This is a genomic window from Microcella humidisoli (genome assembly GCF_024362325.1).
GTDB lineage: Bacteria > Actinomycetota > Actinomycetes > Actinomycetales > Microbacteriaceae > Microcella > Microcella humidisoli.
Genome location: NZ_CP101497.1, coordinates 2,240,996 through 2,258,311, shown reverse-complemented (window position 1 = coordinate 2,258,311; position 17,316 = coordinate 2,240,996). Strand labels below are relative to the sequence as shown.

Genomic DNA, 17,316 nt, shown 5'->3' with positions numbered 1-17,316 from the left:
TCACCGGGAGAGCGCCGAGACCGGGGGTGCTCAGGCGATGACGACGATGAGGTCGCCGGCCTCGCACTGCTGCGTCGTGGGAATGGCCCGGCGCTGCACGACCCCCGCCACCGGCGTCGTGATCGCGGCCTCCATCTTCATCGCCTCGATCGTCGCGACGGCCTGGCCGGCCTCCACGCGATCCCCTTCCGCGACGGAGACGGTCACCACGCCCATGAACGGCGCGGCGATTTGACCGGGCTGCACGGCATCGGCCTTCTCGGCTGTCGCCGCGTCGACCGCGATACTGCGATCACGCACCGTGATGGGCCGCAGCTGACCATTGAGCGTCGCCATGACGCTGCGCATGCCCTTCTCGTCGGGCTCGCCGATGGCCTCGAGACTCACGAGCAGGCTCACGCCCTGCTCGATCTGGATCGAGTGCTCGACGCCCGCGCGCAGGCCGTAGAGGTAGTCGGGAGTCGCGAGCACCGAGAGATCGCCGTACTGCTCGCGCACCTGCAGGAACTGCTGCGTCGGCTGCGGGAACAGCAGCTGGTTGAGCATGAGCCGGCGCTCGTCGGTGCTGCCGGCGAGCTTCGCCCGCTGCTCGTCGGTCAGGGGCGTCGTGCCGATCTTGACCGTGCGACCGGCGAGCACCTTGCTGCGGAACGGTTCGGGCCAGCCGCCCGGGAGGTCGCCGAGCTCGCCCGCCATGAAGCCGATCACGGAGTCGGGAATGTCGTAGTTCTGCGGGTTGGCCTCGAAGTCGGCCGGGTCCGCTCCGGCGGCCGCCATCTGCAGCGCGAGGTCGCCGACGACCTTCGACGACGGCGTGACCTTCGTGGGCCGGCCGAGAATGCGGTTCGCTGCGGCATACCAGTCTTCGATGACCTCGAAGCGGTCGCCGAGCCCGAGCGCGATCGCCTGCTGACGCAGGTTCGAGAGCTGACCGCCCGGGATCTCGTGGGTGTAGACGCGGCCCGTCGGACCCGGCAGGCCCGACTCGAAGGGCGCGTACGCGCGGCGCACGGCCTCCCAGTACGGCTCGAGGTCGGCGACGGGGCGGAGCCCGAGCCCCGTGTCGCGCTCGGTGTGCTCGAGCGCGGCGACGAGAGCCGAGAGCGAGGGCTGCGAGGTCGTGCCGGCCATCGGCGCGCTCGCGGCGTCGACGGCGTCGGCACCAGCGCGAGCGGCCGCGAGCAGCGTCGCGAGCTGCCCGCCCGCCGTGTCGTGCGTGTGCACGTGCACGGGCAGGTCGAACCGTTCGCGCAGCGCCGCCACGAGGGTCTCGGCCGCGCTCGCACGCAGCAGACCGGCCATGTCCTTGATCGCCAAGATGTGCGCACCCGACTCGACGATCTGCTCGGCGAGCCGCAGGTAGTAGTCGAGCGTATAGAGGTTCTCCGCGGGGTCGAGCAGGTCGCCCGAGTAGCACATGCCGACCTCGGCAACCGTCATGCCGGTGCCGAGCACCGCGTCGATCGCCGGCCGCATCTGGTCGACGTCGTTGAGCGCGTCGAAGATGCGGAAGATGTCGATGCCCGTCGCAGCGGCCTCGGCCACGAACGCATCGGTCACCTCGACCGGGTACGGCGTGTACCCGACAGTGTTGCGACCCCGCAGCAGCATCTGGATGGCCACGTTGGGCAGGGCCTCGCGCATCGCCGCGAGGCGCTGCCACGGGTCCTCCCCGAGGAAGCGCAGGGCGACATCGTAGGTCGCCCCGCCCCAGGCCTCGACGCTGAGGAGCCCCGGGGTCAGCCGGGCGACGTGCGGCATGACCTGAACGAGATCGGCCGTGCGCACGCGGGTGGCGAGCAGCGACTGGTGCGCATCCCGGAACGTCGTATCGGTGACCGCGAGGGCCGTCTGCTGCCGCAGTGCGCTCGCGAAGCCCTGCGGACCCAGCGCGAGCAGCCGCTGACGCGAGCCCTCGGGAGCCGCGGCCTCGAGGTCGACGACGGGCAGCTTGAGCGCGGGGTCGATGACGCCCTCCCCCGCCCCGTTCGGCTGGTTCACCGTGACGTCGGCGAGCCAGTTGAGCATCTTGGTGCCGCGATCCTTCGAAGGGCTCGTGCGCACGAGGTGCGGCCGCTCGTCGATGAACGCGGTGCTGAGGTCTCCCGCTTGGAACGCCGGGTCATCGAGCACGGCCTGCAGGAACGGGATGTTCGTCGTCACGCCCCGGATGCGGAACTCGGCGAGCCCGCGGCGCGCACGCGAGACGGCCGAGGCGAAGTCGCGCCCCCGGCACGTCATCTTCGCGAGCATCGAGTCGAAGTGCGGCGAGATCTGCGCGCCCGAGGCGACCGTGCCGCCGTCGAGCCGCACCCCGGCGCCGCCCGGAGAGCGGTAGGTCGTGATCTTGCCGGTGTCGGGGCGGAACCCGCTCGCGGGGTCTTCCGTGGTGATGCGGCACTGGAGGGCCGCGCCGCGCAGGTGGATCTGGTGCTGCTGCAGCCCGAGCTCGGCGAGCGTCTGGCCGTAGGCGATGCGCATCTGCGACTGCACGAGGTCGACGTCGGTGACCTCCTCGGTCACGGTGTGCTCGACCTGGATGCGGGGGTTCATCTCGATGAACACGTGCTCGCCCGCGCGCTCCCCCGCCGTGTCGAGCAGGAACTCGACCGTGCCCGCGTTCACGTAGCCGATCGACTTCGCGAACGCGACCGCGTCACGGTACATCTGCTGTCGAGTGCCCTCATCGAGATTCGGGGCCGGCGCGATCTCGACGACCTTCTGGTGGCGCCGCTGCACCGAGCAGTCGCGCTCGAACAGGTGCACGGTCTCGCCGGTCGCGTCGGCCAGAATCTGCACCTCGATGTGCCGGGGCCGCACGACGGCCTGCTCGACGAACATCGTGGGGTCGCCGAACGCGCTGTCGGCCTCGCGCATGGCGGCTTCGAGGGCGCCGCGCAGCTCGTCGCGGTGCTCGACGCGCCGCATGCCGCGCCCGCCGCCGCCCGCGACGGCCTTCGCGAAGATGGGGAACCCGATCTCGTCGGCAGCATCGAGCAGCACCTGGATGTCGGTCGTCGCGGGGCTCGATCGCAGCACGGGAACGCCCGCAGCGATCGCCTTCTCCTTCGCGGTGACCTTGTTGCCGGCCATCTCGAGCACCGAGCGCGGTGGGCCGATGAACGCGATGCCGGCGTCGGCGGCGGCCTGGGCGAGGTCGGGGTTCTCGCTGAGGAACCCGTAGCCGGGGTAGATGGCGTCGGCGCCCGCGAGCTTCGCGACGCGGATGATCTCGGCGACATCGAGGTACGCGCGCACCGGATGCCCGGGCTCACCGATCTGGTAGGCCTCGTCGGCCTTCAGGCGGTGCATGGAGTTGCGGTCCTCGTACGGGAACACCGCCACGGTCTTCGCGCCCAGCTCGTAGGCGGCGCGGAAGGCGCGGATGGCGATCTCTCCGCGGTTGGCGACAAGGATCTTCCGAAACATCGTGTCCTCTCGGAATCGGCCCGGGTGGGGGTCGACAAGGCTCCGGTGGTGGCGGGCCGAGGTCGGTGCGCATGCGCGCTTCTCCACACTAGTGAAGGTAGGGTCGTTACTCGTGCACGTACTGAGCGTCAGCTCCCTCAAGGGGGGCGTGGGGAAGACGACGGTCACGCTGGGTCTGGCGTCGGCCGCCTTCTCGCGCGGCCTGCGCACGCTCGTGGTCGATCTCGACCCGCAGTCGGACGCCTCGACCGGCATGGACATCCAGGTCGCCGGGCACCTCACGGTGGCCGATGTGCTCGCCGCTCCGAAGGAGCGCACGGTGCGCCAGGCCATCGCGAAGAGCGGCTGGACCCGTGGCCGCCCCGGCACGGTCGACGTCATGATCGGCAGCCCGAGCGCGATCAACTTCGACGGGCCGCACCCGAGCATCCGTGAGATCTGGAAGCTCGAAGAGGCGCTCGCCCACGTCGAGGCCGACTACGACCTCGTGCTCGTCGACTGCGCGCCCTCGCTCAACGCCCTCACCCGCACGGCGTGGGCCGCGAGCGACCGCGTCGTCGTCGTGACCGAGCCCGGCCTGTTCTCGGTCGCCGCGGCCGATCGCGCACTGCGCGCGATCGAAGAGATCCGACGCGGTCTCTCGCCGCGCCTGCAGCCGCTCGGCATCATCGTCAACCGTGCGCGGGTCCAGTCGCTCGAGCACCAGTTCCGCATCAAGGAGCTGCGCGACATGTTCGGACCGCTCGTGCTCGCGCCGCAACTGCCCGAGCGCACCTCGCTGCAGCAGGCGCAGGGCGCCGCGAAGCCCCTGCACGTCTGGCCCGGCGACTCGGCGCAGGAGATGGCGCGCAACTTCGACCAGCTGCTCGACCGCATCATGCGGACGGCGAAGATGGGCGAGTATGCGGGCCTCTAGGCCTGCATACCCCCGAGGCACAGTGCACAGCGTGCGAGGGAATCGGCGCCGCGAAGCGACGCCTCGCGGTTCGATCGAAACTCGACGCTAGGAAGCCCGCGTCGCCCGTCGCGCCGCGAGCTCGTCGCTCGGGTCGGCGGCCGGCGTCGAGTCGAGCTCGACGAGCGAGCTCTCGACCTCGCGCAGCACCTTGCCGACGGCGATGCCGAAGACTCCCTGGCCGCGGCTGACGAGGTCGATGACCTCGTCGTCGCTCGTGCAGAGGTAGACGCTCGCGCCGTCGCTCATGAGGGTCGTCTGAGCGAGGTCGCTCACGCCCGCCTCGCGCAGCTGGTTGACGGCGGTGCGGATCTGCTGCAGCGAGATGCCCGTATCGAGCAGCCGCTTGACGAGCTTGAGAACGAGGATGTCGCGGAAGCCGTAGAGCCGCTGCGTGCCCGACCCGGCCGCGCCGCGCACGGTGGGTTCGACGAGCTCGGTGCGGGCCCAGTAGTCGAGCTGGCGGTAGGAGATGCCGGCAGCGCGGGCGGCGACGGCACCGCGGTAGCCCGCCTGGTCGTCGAGCTCGGGAAGCCCGTCGGTGAAGAGGAGCCCGAGGTCGTACCGCTCGTCGCGGTTGTCAGCGTCGGTCATGACCCCTACCTAACCTTCATCGTTAACGTGACAGTTGGTGCCACGCCGTTCAGAGTAGCGAGCCGCCTCACGCCGACGGGAGACATCCGCTCGAACACCTCGGCGTGTCGGGCCCGACTACGACTGTAGCTTGCCCAGCGCCGAACGGATGAGACTCGAGCGCACCACTTCGAGCTGCCCCGCGATCTCGCGGGCGAGCTCGGCAGCCTTCGCGCGGCTCGACGGGTCGTTGCGGCGCGAGACGGGAATGAGCGCGCTCTCGATGAGGCCCAGCTCGCGCTCGGCGGCCGCACGGAACCCCCGAAGGTGACGCGGCTCGATGCCCGAGCGCTGCAGCTCGACGAGGGCGCGCAGCACCTGCAGGGCCTCGTCGCCGTAGGTGTCGGCCGGGGCGACGAGCGAGGCGGAGATGGCGTCAGAGAGCAGGGCGGGGCTTGCCCCGGCCTCGCGCGCCAGCTCGGCGCGGGTGTAGCGGCGCTCGGTCACGAGGATCGTGCTCGGGACCGCACCGGTCGCCAGCAGCGCGGGAGTGCGGCCGGCCTCGATGTCGTCGAGATAGCCGCGGATGACTTTCAGTCGCAGGAAGTGGTCGCGCTGCATCGTGAGGATGAACCGCAGGCGATCGACATCGGCGGCCGAGAACTTGCGGTAGCCCGACTCGGTGCGCGACGGCGAGACGAGCTGCTGCTCTTCCAGGAAGCGCAGCTTCGAGGGGGTGAGGTCGGGGAACTCAGGGCTGAGCTTGGCGAGCACCTGGCCGATGCTGAGCAGGCCACCGGCCGTCGACGGACGGGACGCGGCGGCGGCGGCGGACCGCGCCGCCATCAGGCGCTCGCGGCGAGATCGACGCGCGACGCGTAGAAGGTGAGGTGGAACTTGCCGACCTGCACCTCGCATCCATCGATGAGCACGACCGTGTCGTCGATGCGGTCGCCGCCCATGAAGGTGCCGTTGAGCGAGCCGAGGTCGCGCACCGAGAACCGTGTGCCCTGCCGCAGGAAGGCGGCGTGCTTGCGCGACACGGTCACGTCGTCGAGGAAGATGTCGGCCTCGGGATGCCGGCCCGCGACCGTCACGTCGGCGTCGAGCAGGAAGCGCGCGCCCGCGGTCGGCCCGCGGCGCACGATGAGCAGGGCCGAGCCCGACGGCAGAGCGCCGATGACCTCGTGCTCCTCGGTGTTGACCCCGGCCTCGAGGGCGGCGAGTTGCGCCGCGAACTCGGGCCCGTAGTGCACCGTCGTCTCGTGCGGGCGGTACTCGCCCGGGGTCGCGCCGTCGCGCGCGTCGGGCGGGGTGTCAGCCATCCGTCGACCTCCTTCGATCGCCCAGCGTATCCGATGCGGGGGCGCCTCTCGGCGGGCCCGCAGTGAGTTCCAGGGTCTCACGCAGGTAGAGGATGCCCGCCCACCAGTACAGGAGCGCGCCCCACAGCGTGAAGGCCCAGCCGATCGGGTCGCTCACGGCCTGCACCGCCGGGAAGGCCAGCCCGAGCACGAGAATCGGCAGCGCGTAGAACAGCGCGAAGGTCGCGAGCTTGCCCAGATGATGCACGGGAAGCGGGCCGTAGCCGTGCTGGGCCAGCACGAGCCCGAGCACGGCGAGAAACACGTCGCGCCCGACGATGACGCCCACGACCCACCAGGGCACGACCTCGCGAACGGCGAGTGCGATGACGGCCGCGAAGATGAACAGCCGGTCGGCGGCCGGGTCGAGCAGTTGGCCGAGCTTCGTGATCTGCGAGAACCGGCGCGCGATGATGCCATCGAGGAAGTCGCTCAGGCTCGAGATGATGATGACGATGAGCGCCGCGAGGTCGAGCTCGAGCAGCACGAGCACGAGGAACACGGGCACGAGCAGGATGCGCAGGGCGCTGAGCGCGTTCGGCACCGTGAGCACGCGATCGCTGACGACCGGGGCTGCGGGGCGGGACGTGCTCAGGGGCTCCGACACGGGGCAAGTCTAGTGAGACTCCGGCACCCGCGAGCGGGGCATCCGGCACTAGCCTGATCGCCATGGACACCGTCGTCATCGTCCTCGGCATCGCGGCCGGGGTCAGCCTGTTCACCTGGGTCGCTTCGCTGCTGACGGGCGACCATTCGTGGGTCGATCGTCTCTGGTCGATCGTTCCGGTCGTGTATGTCGCGGTATTCTGGGCGTCGACGGGGTTCACGGATGCCCGGCTGGCGATCATGACGGTGCTCGTCACCCTCTGGGGGGCGCGGCTGACCTTCAACTTCGCGCGCAAGGGCGGCTACAGCGGAGTGGAGGACTACCGCTGGCCGATCCTGCGCGCGCGAATGAGCGCAGGCCAGTTCCAGGTCTTCAACCTGCTCTTCATCGTGCTCTTCCAGAACGCGCTGCTGCTGCTCATCGCCCTGCCCGCTCTCGTCGCCGCCGAGAATCAGGCGACACCGGTGAGCGCCCTCGACCTGGGGCTCGCCGCCCTGTTCCTCGTGCTGCTCATCGGCGAGTTCGTCGCCGACCAGCAGCAGTGGACCTTCCACCAGGCGAAGAAGGCCGCGATCGATGCGGGGCGCGAGCCCGAGCAGCGCTTCGTGACGACGGGGCTGTGGCGGTTCAGCCGGCACCCGAACTTCTTCTTCGAGCAGGCGCAGTGGTGGGTCTTCTATGCCATGGGCGCCGCGGCTCTCGGCTCGACCGTGCACTGGACCGTCGTCGGGCCGCTGCTGCTGACAGCGCTGTTCATCGGGTCGACGGTCTTCACCGAGTCGATCACGGCGAGCAAGTACCCCGAGTACGCCGAGTACCAGCGGCGCACCTCGATGCTCATCCCGTGGATTCCCCGAGAGCCTCGTGGCGCTGCCGCGGATGCGCCCGCCGCCTGATTACCCTCTCGACCATGTCGTGCATCCGGTTCAACACCCCCGCCCAACGCCGCCAGCTCGCCGCCGATGCGCCGGCGATGCTGACCTCCGACGACCCCGTCGCACAGTTCCTCTCCCCCGCCGTGACCGCCTCGAAGGTCGCGCGCATCCGTCGGCTCGCCGCCGACCCGAACCCGAAGATTCGCGAGGCGGCTGCGCTGTCGTACCACGCGCCCGTCGAGATCTACGAGGCCCTGTCGCGTGACCCCGACGCGGGCGTGCGGGCGTGCATCGCGAAGAACGAGCACGTTCCCTGCGACATCCTGCGGCGGCTCGCCGACGACCCCGATGAGCGGGTGCGCGGATTCGTGGCGATCAACTACTTCGTGCCCGCCGATGCGATGCAGACGCTTGCCGAGGACCCGAGCGAGGTCGTGCGCGGCCTCGTCGACTGGAAGGCGTCACTCGCGGCCGACGAGGGCCTCGCGGCCGTCGAACTGGTCGGCGGCAGCCGCTAGTCGCGCGAGCGGAACTGCCCGGACGCGCCGACGCGATCGGGCAGCACGCGGGCGAGCGCGGCGACGAGGCGGTACCGCACCGTGGGGATGACGACCGATCGGCCGCGGTCGATGCCGCGCAGAGCCAGCCGGACGAGCTGCGGGGCCTGGAGCCAGAGGAACGACGGGATGCCGGCGGTGCTGACCTTCATGCGGTCATGGAACTCGGTGCGGACGAAGCCGGGGCACACCGCGGTGACCGTGACCCCGCGCGGGCGATACACCAGGTTCGCACTGCGCGCGAACATCACCGCCCACGCCTTCGCCGCCGAGTAGGTGCCGCGCGGGGTGAAAGCCGCGACGCTCGCGATGAGCACGATGCGGCCTCTGCCGCGCGCGAGCATGCCGCGCAGCGCCGTCTGCGTCAGCTGCAGCGGCACCGTCACGTGGATGTCGAGGTGCCGCTTCTCGACCTCGAACGCGTTCTCGTCGAGCTCTCCCCGGATGCCGTACCCGGCGTTGTTCACGAGCAGGTCGATCGGCCGCCGGTCGTCGGCTAGACGCCGGTCGACGGCGGCGAGTCCGTCGGCCGCGAGCAGGTCGGCCGGGAGCGCCTCGACCCGCACGCCGAACTCGTGCTGCAGCGCCGCTGCCGTCGCGGCGAGCCGTTCGGCGTCGCGGGCGACGATGACAAGATCACTGCCGCGCGCGGCGAGCTGGCGGGCGAACTCGGCGCCGATGCCGGCGGTCGCTCCGGTGATGAGGGCGGTGGGCATGCCTCCACGCTAACCCGGCGCGGCCCCGGCCTCGTACGCTGAGCGCATGAGCTCAGCGAGCGGTACCACGGGCGTGCGCGTCGACGCCTACACGTGGGCGATCCGGCTCTACGCCACTCGCTCGGCGGCGACGGCGGCGTGCAAGGCGGGGCACATCAAGGTCAACGACGCCTCCGCCAAGCCGGCGCAGGTCGTGCGCATCGGCGATCGCGTGCGGGCGCTCACGCCCGGGGGCGAGCGGATCGTCATCGTCACGGGCCTCATCACGAAGCGCACGAGCGCCCCCCTCGCGGCCCTCAACTACGACGACCTGACTCCCCCGCCACCGCCCAAGGAGGAGCGACCGGCCACGGTGCTGCGCGAGCGCGGAGCGGGACGCCCGACGAAACGCGACCGGCGGCTCATCGAGCGGCTGCGCGGCCGCGACGGGGTGCCGGGCGACGGCGACTGAGCGAGCGCCCGGCGAGCATCCTCAGGCCAGATCGAGCGCCGCGAGCGAGGCCCGGATCGTCTCGGCCGAGGCGTGCAGCGCCCGCTCTTCGTCAGCCGAGAAGGGCACGTCGATGACCCGCGAGACTCCCGCGGCGTCGACGATGCTCGGCACCGAGAGCGCCACACCGCTCACGCCGCGGTAGTCGTCGAGCACCGAGCTGACGGGCAGCACGGCGCCCTCGTCGTTGAGCACGGCCTCGACGATGCGCGCGCCCGACAGGCCGATCGCGTAGTTCGTGGCGCCCTTGCCCTCGATGACCTTGTAGGCGGCCGTCTTGACCTCGAAGGCGATCTGATCGAGCTCCTCCACGGTCATCGTCTCACCAGCATCGTCGAGCCACTCGCGAATCGGGATCGGGCCGATTCGGCTCTGCGACCACAGCGGGAACTCGCTGTCGCCGTGCTCGCCGACGATCATGGCGTGGATGCTCGACGGGGCCAGCCCCATGCGCTCGGCCAGGCGCCACCGCAGCCGCGAGCTGTCGAGCACCGTGCCGCTCGAGAACACGCGCCCGACGGGCAGTCCGCTGAAGCGCTGCGCGGCGACGGCGAGAACATCGCACGGATTCGTCACGAGCACGTAGACAGCGTCGGGCGCGCGCTCGACGAGCTGGGGCATGAGTGAGCGCAGGATGCCCACGTTGACCCCCGCGAGGTCGAGGCGGCTCTGCCCGGGGTGCTGCTTGGCCCCCGCGGTGACGACGACGACGTTCGCGCCCGCGACGACGTCGAGATCGGCGCCACCCGTGATGGTGCTGGACCCCGTGAACGGCGTGCCGTGGGCGAGGTCGAGCACCTCGGCCTCGACGCGCGGCGCGTCGATGTCGTAGAGCACGACCTCGCGGGCGGAGCCGCGAATGAGGGAGGCGTAGGCGAGCGAGGAGCCGACGGCTCCGGCACCGATGATGGCAAGACGGGAGTTCTCGATGACAGGCATGGGCCCAGCCTGTCGGAGTCATCCTCATCGCGCCAGGGCCGTTCGACCCCCGCGCTCCTCGATCGGGCCATTGGCCGATCGAATCCGGGTCCAACGGCACTGTTCGACGATCCGTGCCGCTCTCTAGCCTGAGGCCACCAGCGCTCGTCAGAGGAGAATCGTGAAGCTCGTCATCATCGGCGGAGTCGCCGCCGGAGCATCCATCGCCGCCCGCGCCCGTCGTCTCGACGAGTTCGCCGAGATCATCGTGCTCGAGCGCGGCCACCACGTCTCGTTCGCCAACTGCGGCCTGCCGTACCACATCGGCGGGGTCATCACCGATCGCAGCCGACTGCTCGTGCAAACCCCCGAGAGCCTGCGCGACGCGCTCGATCTCGACGTGCGCATCGGGCAGGAAGTGGTCTCGATCGATCGCGCGGCGAAGACCGTGACGGTGCGGCGGGTCGACGACGGCACCGAGTACACCGAGTCGTACGACGCGCTCGCCCTCACACCCGGCGCCGAGGCGATCCGCCCGCCGATCCCGGGCATCGAGCTGCCGGGCGTGCACGTGCTGCGCCGCATGGGCGACATGGACCAGATCAAGGCACGACTGGATGCTCTGCTCACCGAGGCGGCCGCCGGCCGCCGCGGCCCCGTGCGCGCCGTCGTGATCGGCGCGGGCTACATCGGCCTCGAGATGGCCGAGAACCTGCGGCATCGCGGGGCCGAGGTCGATGTCGTGGAGCTCGCCGACCAGATCCTCCCCCCGCTCGATCACGAGCTCTCGGTGCCCGTCGAGGCGCACCTGCGCAGCCGCGGCGTCGCCGTGCACCTCGAGACCGGCGCAGCCGCGCTGCGCGAGGCGGCGAGCGGTCTCGACGTCGAACTCACGAACCACACCGTGCTGCACGCCGACCTCGTGATCCTCTCGGCGGGCGTGCGCCCGAATACCGACCTGGCCCGTGCCGCGGGGCTCGAGCTCGGCCCGCACGGCGGCATCGCCGTCGACACGCACATGCGCACCTCCGACCCCCACATCTGGGCCGCTGGCGATTCGGTCGAGACGCCCGGCACCGTGCTGCCCGGCACGGCGCTCGCCCCGCTCGCGGGCCCGGCCAACCGCCAGGCGCGCGTCGCGGCGGAGAACATCTGCGGGCGCGACACCGAGTACCGCTCGACCCAGGGCACGTCGATCGTGAAGGTCTTCGACATGGTTGCGGGCGGAACGGGAGCGACCCAGCGCCAGCTGCGCACCGCCGGCATCGCGCACCGCGCCGTGCACGTGCACCCGTCCGGGCATGCCGGCTACTACCCCGGCACGGCGATGATGCACCTCAAGGTCGTGTTCGACCCCGAGACCGGGCGCCTGCTCGGCAGCCAGGTCGCGGGCTTCGACGGCGTCGACAAGCGCCTCGATGTGCTCGCCACCGCCGTGCGCATGGGCATGACCGTGTTCGACCTCGAAGAGCTGGAGCTCGCCTACGCTCCCCCGTTCGGTTCGGCGAAGGACCCGATCAACATGGCGGGGTTCGTGGCGAGCAACGTCGTGCGGGGTGATCTCGACCTCTGGTACGCCGAGGACTACCCCGCCGCCGTCGAGGGCGCACGCGTGATCGATGTGCGCACCCCCGAGGAGTTCAGCATCTGGCACCTGCCCGGCGCCGAGAACGTGCCGCTCGACACGCTGCGCGCGGTCTGCGGCGACTGGGATACGAGCACCCCGATCCGGCTCTACTGCGCGGTCGGCTTCCGCTCCTACCTGGCCTACCGTGCGCTCCGGCAGCGCGGCTTCACCGACCTGAAGACCCTCTCAGGCGGCTCGACCACGTTCCGCTCGTGGCACGAGCTCGACGAGGCCGATGCCCCGGTGCGGCGCGAACCGATGGAGAACTACGCCGAGGCGCACTCGCTGTTCGCGCTCGCCCCCACCGGAATCGGTGCATCCATCGACCTCGACTGCACGGGGCTCGCCTGCCCCGGCCCGATCATGAAGCTCGCGGAGGCTGCGAATGCCGCGGATGCCGGCGATGAGATCACGGTGCACGTGAGCGACCCCGGCTTCGCGGCGGATGCTCCCGCCTGGGTGAAGCGCAACGGCCACGAGCTCGTCTCGATCGAGCCGGAGGGCCCCGGCTACGTCGCCGTCATCCGCAAGGGCGGCGCGGGGGCGATGGCCTCGGCGCGTCCCACGGGCGGCGCGACGGTCAGCGGACCGGGCAAGACCTCGTTCGTCGTCTTCTCGGGCGACATGGACAAGGTGCTCGCCTCGTTCATCATCGCCAACGGCGCGCTCGCGATGGGCGAGGAGGTGTCGATGTTCTTCACCTTCTGGGGGCTCAACGCGCTGCGGCGCGAGCAGCCGCCGAAGCGCCAGAAGAAGCTGATGGACCGCATGTTCGGCATGATGATGCCCTCCGGCGCGAACGACCTGCCGCTCTCGACCATGAACATGGCGGGCATGGGCCCGCTCATGATCAAGAACGTCATGACGCAGCACAACGTGCCATCGCTGCCCGAGCTCATCGCCTCGGCGCAGGCCGGCGGCGCTCGACTCATCGGCTGCACGATGACGATGGACCTGCTGGGAATCGCCCCGAGCGACCTGCTCGACGGGGTCGAGCTGGGTGGCGTCGCGACGTTCCTCGGCGAAGCCTCCGAGTCGACCACGACGCTGTTCATCTGAGCGGGCGCGCGCGGGGCGCTCGTCGCGCGTCGTGACCTAGCATCGGGTCATGAGCGACGACGCCCTGCCCCCCGTCATCCCCGTCGGCGGCATGCCGACCCGCTCGGGCTCGGTCGCCCGCGTGCTGCTGCTGAGCGCCCTCGTCGGCCTGGCGATCGTCGGCCTCGCCTTCCAGCTCGGCATCGGCGACGCGGTTTTCGCCCGACCTGGCGAGCTGCTGCTGCTGTACATCGACGTCGCTCCCGTGCTGTGGTTCGCCGGGGCCGCTGTGCTGCTGTCGGCCCTGCGCTGGCAGTCGATCGATCAACGGTTCCGCTGGGCGGCGCTCGCGGCCGTCGTGGCCGTCGTCGTGTCGATCATCGTTCGACTGACCTTGCTGCAGCAGTCGCTGCTCGTGGCACTGCTCGAGCCCTTCACGCTCGGGTTCCTCGCCGTCGTCGGCGCCGCGATCGCCTTCACCCGCACCCGTGTGCGGCGCCTCGCGCGGGGCACCGACGCGGGCATCACGCTCACCGGCATCGGGCTCGGCTTCGCACTCGTCGGCGTGGGCCTCGCCATCGGCGCCCTGCGTGTCGCCCTCACCGGGCCCCCCGTACCGCCCGGCGCGGTGTCGCGCTACATCGAGACCTCGCCGACGACAGGGCTCCTCGTCGCCGCGACCATGCTCATGATCGCCGGGCTGTTCTGGCTCACCGACCGCACCCGCAACCAATGACCGCGGTGCGCCCCGTCATCCTCGACGTCGACACCGGGGTCGACGATGCCCTGGCGATCCTGCTCGCCGTGCGGCATCCGGCCCTCGACGTTCGGGCGATCACCTGCACGGGCGGCAACGCCCCCCTCGCCCAGGTGGTGACGAACACGCTCCGGGTGCTGGATGCGGCCGGTGCCGGCAGCATCCCGGTTGCCGCCGGAGCGCACCGTCCTCTGCTCGAAGCGCCGCAGCATGCGGCCGCCATCCACGGCGCCGACGGCCTGGCCGACCTCGGGCTGCCCGACTCGGCCCGTGCCCCCGAGCCGGTGCACGCGGTCGAACTGCTGCGCCGCAGCCTGGCGGAGTCGGAGACGCCCCTCACGATCATCAGCCTCGCGCCCCTGACGAACATCGCGCTGCTGGTGCGCATGCACCCCGAGGTGCTGCCGCGCATCGAGCGCGTCGTCATGATGGGAGGCGCCGTCGGCACGGGCAATGCCACGGCCGCCGCCGAGTTCAACGTGTGGCACGACCCCGAAGCCGCCGCGATCGTGCTCGGGTCGGGCCTCGAGGTGCTCATGTACGGGCTCGAGCCCTTCTACCGGGTGGCCGTCTCGCACGACGATGCCGCTGTGCTCGCCGCCTCCACCGACGCGGGGGCGCGCTTGGCCGGAGCGCTGCTGACGCACCTCATCGGCATCGATGCGACCGAGGAGCGCGTCGCCGACGACCGCGTGGCGATCGGCGACGCGGGCGCGGTGTGCGCCGCGATCGACCCGAGCCCGCTCGTGACGCGTCGTGCCCCGGTCGAGGTCGCCCTCGCCCCGGGGGCGACGCGAGGGCAGACGGTCGTCGACCTGCGCACGATGGTCGGCGCCGACATCTCGCCGACGCGCGACGTGCCGCTCGCGACCGTCGTGACCGACGTCGACCCGGCGCCGTACCGAGCGCTCTTCCTCGACGCCCTGCTCGGCGCGGAACCCGCGTCGTGAGCGGCCCGTGACCGACGTCGTCGACCTGCTGCGCGCAGCCCTCGGCGATGCGGTGTCAACCGAGGCCGACGCCCTCGAGGCCGCGCGCGCCGACAAGTCGGGCCAGCGCAGCGCCGGGGCCCCGCTCGCCGTGATCACGGCCCGCACGGTCGAGCACGTGCAGGCCGTGCTGCGCAGTGCGCACGAGCACGGCATCGCCGTCGTGCCCCGAGGCGCGGGCACGGGGCTCACGGGCGCAGCCATGGCCGGCCCGGGCGAGCTCGTGCTCTCGACGGCGGCGATGACCCGAATCCTCGAGATCGACGAGGCCGATCAGGTGGCGGTGGTCGAGCCGGGCATCCGCAACGCCGACCTCAACCGCGCCCTCGAACCGCACGGACTGCGCTGGGCGCCCGACCCGGCGAGCCGCGAGATCTCGAGCGTCGGCGGCAACATCGCGACCAATGCCGGCGGGCTGCTGTGCGCGAAGTACGGCGTGACGCGCGAGGCGGTGCTCGGGCTCGACGTCGTGCTCGCCGACGGCACGCTGATGCGCCTCGGGCACCGCACCGTCAAGGGCGTGACGGGTCTCGATCTCACGGCGCTGCTCATCGGCTCGGAGGGCACGCTCGGCATCATCGTCGGGGCGACCCTGAAGCTCACCCCGATTCCGACGGGCGCCGTCGCCACGATCGGCGCCACCTTCCCGACGATCGAGGATGCCGCAGCGGCCTCGGCGGCGATCACCGCGGCGCGCATCCGCCCCGCCGCCATGGAGCTGATCGATCCCGTGGCCCTCGCCGCCATCCTGCGGCACCTCGGACTGCCCGACCGCGCGCCCGGCACGGCGCACCTGCTCGTGCAGACCGACGGCGAGGCCGCCGAGAGTGAGGCACGGGCCGCCCTCGCGATCATCACGGCGCTCGGCGGCACGGCGCGCATGACGACCGACCAGGAGGAGGGCGAACGGATGCTCGCCGTCCGCCGCGCGATGCACCCCGCCATGGAATCCCTCGGTCAGGTGCTCATCGAGGATGTCGCCGTGCCGCGATCACAGCTGCCCGCGATGTTCGCCGCGATCCGGACGATCGCGGAGCGGCACGGCATCCTCATCCCCACCGTCGCGCACGCGGGCGACGGCAACCTGCACCCGAACCTCGTCTACGAGGGCGACGAGGTGCCCGACGTGATCTGGAGGGCGGCAGGCGAGCTCTTCGAGGCGGCCCTCGCGCTCGGCGGCACGCTCACGGGCGAGCACGGCATCGGAACCCTCAAGCGGCGCTGGCTCGTCGACGAGCTCGGAGACGAGCAGCTTGCCCTGCAGCGCCGCATCAAGCAGGCGTTCGACCCGCGCGGCATCCTCAACCCCGAGAAGGTGTTCTAGCCCGCTCGTACCGCGACGTACACGCCGTTGCGCGACGTGCCGCCCGTGATCGGGTTGTCGAAGGCGACGGTGTGCCCCTCGACGCGAGTGAAGACCTGTCGCAGCGTGGCGAGGAAGGACTCCTCGGGCTGGTCGTCCGACCACAGGGCGAAGACCCCGCCGGGTCGCAGATGCGCCGCGAGGCGGCGTAGCCCGTCGACCGTGTAGAGGTCGGCGTGAGACGGATCGAGCGTGAACGTCGGCGAGTGGTCGACGTCGAGCAGAATGGCGTCGAGCGGGGTCGGCAGTCGCGCATCGGCGCCGGGAGCCCCGCGCACGAGGGCGAAGAAGTCGGTGTGCACGAGCCGCGTGCGGGCATCCTGCACCAGGGTCGACGAGACCGGCAGCAGTCGCCGCTCATGCCAGGCGATCACGGCGGGCAGGGCATCCACGACCGTCATCGTCGCGACGCGCGCGTCGCGCAGGGCCGCGACCGCGGTGTAGCCGAGCCCCAGGCCACCGACCACGACATCGAGCCCCTCTCGGTCGGCCGCGACGGCGGCGAGCCCGAGGTCGCTCAGCGCCTCCTCCGCCACGGTGAACAGGCTCGACATGAGGTACTCGTCGCCGAGCTTGACCTCGAAGACATCGGCGTCGACAGCGGAATCGTAGCGGCGGCGCAGGGTGAGCTCGCCCATCGGCGTCTGCTCGAACGCGAGCTCCTCGAAGCGCCGCATCAGGCGCCGACGGGCGGCGCGACCGGCACGACGACGAAGACCTTGCGCACGCGCTCGTGCACGTGCCAGGTGCCGCTCCAGCCCGCGGGCGTGACGAACAGATCGCCCGCGGTCAGCTCGAGGGGCTGCTCGCCGTCCTCCGTGAGCGTGACGCGCCCGCTCAGCAGGTAGCAGATCTCGTGGTAGCCGTCGCGCGTGGCGGTGAACGTGCCCGGATCGGCTTCCCAGATGCCAGTCTCGACCGGCCCCCCGGCCACCCCCGGCGCAGTCCAGACGTCGAGGACGCCTTCGGACTGACCGGGGGTGAGCGAGGTCGGTTTCGGAGCGAACGCACCGATCGCGTGGATGGGAGCGTTGCGCAGCAGAACCGTGGTGGGCATC

General features: G+C 71.2%; 17 protein-coding genes. 8 read left to right on the top strand and 9 right to left on the bottom strand.

The annotated features are described in order from the left end of the window. Nucleotides 1-30 precede the first annotated feature (30 nt). Entirely contained in the window at nt 31-3,429 is a 3,399-nt protein-coding gene (locus tag NNL39_RS11035) for a pyruvate carboxylase (protein WP_255159329.1), read from the bottom strand. Nucleotides 3,430-3,541: 112 nt separating this feature from the next. On the opposite strand from NNL39_RS11035, the gene NNL39_RS11030 reads away from it, so the two are divergent. Further along, complete coding sequence (locus tag NNL39_RS11030) at nt 3,542-4,345, top strand: ParA family protein (RefSeq protein ID WP_255159328.1); 804 nt, start codon at nt 3,542-3,544, stop codon at nt 4,343-4,345. An 87-nt stretch (nt 4,346-4,432) separates the two neighbouring features. On the opposite strand, the gene NNL39_RS11025 is transcribed toward NNL39_RS11030, so the two are convergent. The 4 genes from NNL39_RS11025 to NNL39_RS11010 all read right to left on the bottom strand — a co-directional run bounded on the left by NNL39_RS11025 (nt 4,433) and on the right by NNL39_RS11010 (nt 6,928). Beyond that, the gene (locus NNL39_RS11025) at nt 4,433-4,978 is read right to left on the bottom strand and encodes a MerR family transcriptional regulator (protein ID WP_255159327.1); all 546 of its coding nucleotides are present in this window, start codon (nt 4,976-4,978) and stop codon (nt 4,433-4,435) included. 117 nt (nt 4,979-5,095) lie between these two features. After that, entirely contained in the window at nt 5,096-5,803 is a 708-nt protein-coding gene (gene ftsR / locus NNL39_RS11020) for a transcriptional regulator FtsR (protein WP_255159326.1), read from the bottom strand. Next, entirely contained in the window at nt 5,803-6,282 is a 480-nt protein-coding gene (locus NNL39_RS11015; RefSeq protein ID WP_255159325.1) for an FHA domain-containing protein, read from the bottom strand. Before NNL39_RS11015 ends, ftsR begins: the two co-directional genes overlap by 1 nt. After that, complete coding sequence (locus tag NNL39_RS11010) at nt 6,275-6,928, bottom strand: CDP-alcohol phosphatidyltransferase family protein (RefSeq protein ID WP_255159324.1); 654 nt, start codon at nt 6,926-6,928, stop codon at nt 6,275-6,277. Before NNL39_RS11010 ends, NNL39_RS11015 begins: the two co-directional genes overlap by 8 nt. A 62-nt stretch (nt 6,929-6,990) precedes the next feature. Between NNL39_RS11010 and NNL39_RS11005 the strand changes: the two genes are divergently transcribed. Next, the gene (locus tag NNL39_RS11005) at nt 6,991-7,824 is read left to right on the top strand and encodes a DUF1295 domain-containing protein (RefSeq protein WP_255159323.1); all 834 of its coding nucleotides are present in this window, start codon (nt 6,991-6,993) and stop codon (nt 7,822-7,824) included. Between the two features lie 14 nt (nt 7,825-7,838). Continuing rightward, nucleotides 7,839-8,321 carry a hypothetical protein gene (locus NNL39_RS11000; protein ID WP_255159322.1) on the top strand — a complete coding sequence of 161 codons (483 nt, stop codon included), beginning with the start codon at nt 7,839-7,841 and terminating at the stop codon, nt 8,319-8,321. On the opposite strand, the gene NNL39_RS10995 is transcribed toward NNL39_RS11000, so the two are convergent. Further along, nucleotides 8,318-9,076: an SDR family NAD(P)-dependent oxidoreductase gene (locus NNL39_RS10995; RefSeq protein ID WP_255159321.1), complete on the bottom strand. Its 759-nt coding sequence runs from the start codon at nt 9,074-9,076 to the stop codon at nt 8,318-8,320. The two genes, NNL39_RS11000 and NNL39_RS10995, sit on opposite strands and share 4 nt — an antisense overlap. Before the next feature lie 46 nt (nt 9,077-9,122). On the opposite strand from NNL39_RS10995, the gene NNL39_RS10990 reads away from it, so the two are divergent. Next, the gene (locus NNL39_RS10990; RefSeq protein WP_255159320.1) at nt 9,123-9,527 is read left to right on the top strand and encodes an RNA-binding S4 domain-containing protein; all 405 of its coding nucleotides are present in this window, start codon (nt 9,123-9,125) and stop codon (nt 9,525-9,527) included. Between the two features lie 21 nt (nt 9,528-9,548). On the opposite strand, the gene NNL39_RS10985 is transcribed toward NNL39_RS10990, so the two are convergent. Next, nucleotides 9,549-10,505: an L-lactate dehydrogenase gene (locus NNL39_RS10985; protein WP_255159319.1), complete on the bottom strand. Its 957-nt coding sequence runs from the start codon at nt 10,503-10,505 to the stop codon at nt 9,549-9,551. Between the two features lie 160 nt (nt 10,506-10,665). Here NNL39_RS10985 and NNL39_RS10980 point away from each other — a divergent pair, with 160 nt between their 5' ends. From NNL39_RS10980 to NNL39_RS10965, 4 genes are read left to right on the top strand one after another with little or no spacing between them, the layout of a single operon-like run. Further along, a complete protein-coding gene (locus NNL39_RS10980) occupies nt 10,666-13,170 on the top strand; it encodes an FAD-dependent oxidoreductase (protein ID WP_255159318.1) in 2,505 nt (834 codons plus the stop codon). Nucleotides 13,171-13,219: 49 nt separating this feature from the next. Then, the gene (locus NNL39_RS10975) at nt 13,220-13,885 is read left to right on the top strand and encodes a hypothetical protein (protein WP_255159317.1); all 666 of its coding nucleotides are present in this window, start codon (nt 13,220-13,222) and stop codon (nt 13,883-13,885) included. After that, entirely contained in the window at nt 13,882-14,856 is a 975-nt protein-coding gene (locus NNL39_RS10970) for a nucleoside hydrolase (RefSeq protein ID WP_255159316.1), read from the top strand. The genes NNL39_RS10975 and NNL39_RS10970 overlap by 4 nt, the downstream gene beginning before the upstream one ends. A gap of 7 nt (nt 14,857-14,863) precedes the next feature. Next, nucleotides 14,864-16,219 carry an FAD-binding oxidoreductase gene (locus tag NNL39_RS10965; protein ID WP_255159315.1) on the top strand — a complete coding sequence of 452 codons (1,356 nt, stop codon included), beginning with the start codon at nt 14,864-14,866 and terminating at the stop codon, nt 16,217-16,219. Here NNL39_RS10965 and NNL39_RS10960 read toward each other — a convergent pair. Both NNL39_RS10960 and NNL39_RS10955 read right to left on the bottom strand, forming a co-directional pair. Beyond that, complete coding sequence (locus tag NNL39_RS10960; protein WP_255159314.1) at nt 16,216-16,935, bottom strand: spermidine synthase; 720 nt, start codon at nt 16,933-16,935, stop codon at nt 16,216-16,218. The genes NNL39_RS10965 and NNL39_RS10960 overlap by 4 nt on opposite strands. After that, complete coding sequence (locus NNL39_RS10955; RefSeq protein ID WP_255159313.1) at nt 16,935-17,315, bottom strand: cupin domain-containing protein; 381 nt, start codon at nt 17,313-17,315, stop codon at nt 16,935-16,937. The genes NNL39_RS10960 and NNL39_RS10955 overlap by 1 nt, the downstream gene beginning before the upstream one ends. Between the last annotated feature and the right edge of the window lies 1 nt (nt 17,316).

Excerpts from the sequence above, each read along its gene's own strand:
- NNL39_RS11035 (WP_255159329.1), bottom strand. The coding sequence starts at position 3,429 with ATGTTTCGGAAGATCCTTGTCGCCAACCGCGGAGAGATCGCCATCCGC.
- NNL39_RS11025 (WP_255159327.1), bottom strand. The coding sequence starts at position 4,978 with ATGACCGACGCTGACAACCGCGACGAGCGGTACGACCTCGGGCTCCTC.
- ftsR (WP_255159326.1), bottom strand. The coding sequence starts at position 5,803 with ATGGCGGCGCGGTCCGCCGCCGCCGCCGCGTCCCGTCCGTCGACGGCC.
- NNL39_RS11015 (WP_255159325.1), bottom strand. The coding sequence starts at position 6,282 with ATGGCTGACACCCCGCCCGACGCGCGCGACGGCGCGACCCCGGGCGAG.
- NNL39_RS11005 (WP_255159323.1), top strand. The coding sequence starts at position 6,991 with ATGGACACCGTCGTCATCGTCCTCGGCATCGCGGCCGGGGTCAGCCTG.
- NNL39_RS11000 (WP_255159322.1), top strand. The coding sequence starts at position 7,839 with ATGTCGTGCATCCGGTTCAACACCCCCGCCCAACGCCGCCAGCTCGCC.
- NNL39_RS10995 (WP_255159321.1), bottom strand. The coding sequence starts at position 9,076 with ATGCCCACCGCCCTCATCACCGGAGCGACCGCCGGCATCGGCGCCGAG.
- NNL39_RS10990 (WP_255159320.1), top strand. The coding sequence starts at position 9,123 with ATGAGCTCAGCGAGCGGTACCACGGGCGTGCGCGTCGACGCCTACACG.
- NNL39_RS10985 (WP_255159319.1), bottom strand. The coding sequence starts at position 10,505 with ATGCCTGTCATCGAGAACTCCCGTCTTGCCATCATCGGTGCCGGAGCC.
- NNL39_RS10975 (WP_255159317.1), top strand. The coding sequence starts at position 13,220 with ATGAGCGACGACGCCCTGCCCCCCGTCATCCCCGTCGGCGGCATGCCG.
- NNL39_RS10970 (WP_255159316.1), top strand. The coding sequence starts at position 13,882 with ATGACCGCGGTGCGCCCCGTCATCCTCGACGTCGACACCGGGGTCGAC.
- NNL39_RS10960 (WP_255159314.1), bottom strand. The coding sequence starts at position 16,935 with ATGCGGCGCTTCGAGGAGCTCGCGTTCGAGCAGACGCCGATGGGCGAG.
- NNL39_RS10955 (WP_255159313.1), bottom strand. The coding sequence starts at position 17,315 with ATGCCCACCACGGTTCTGCTGCGCAACGCTCCCATCCACGCGATCGGT.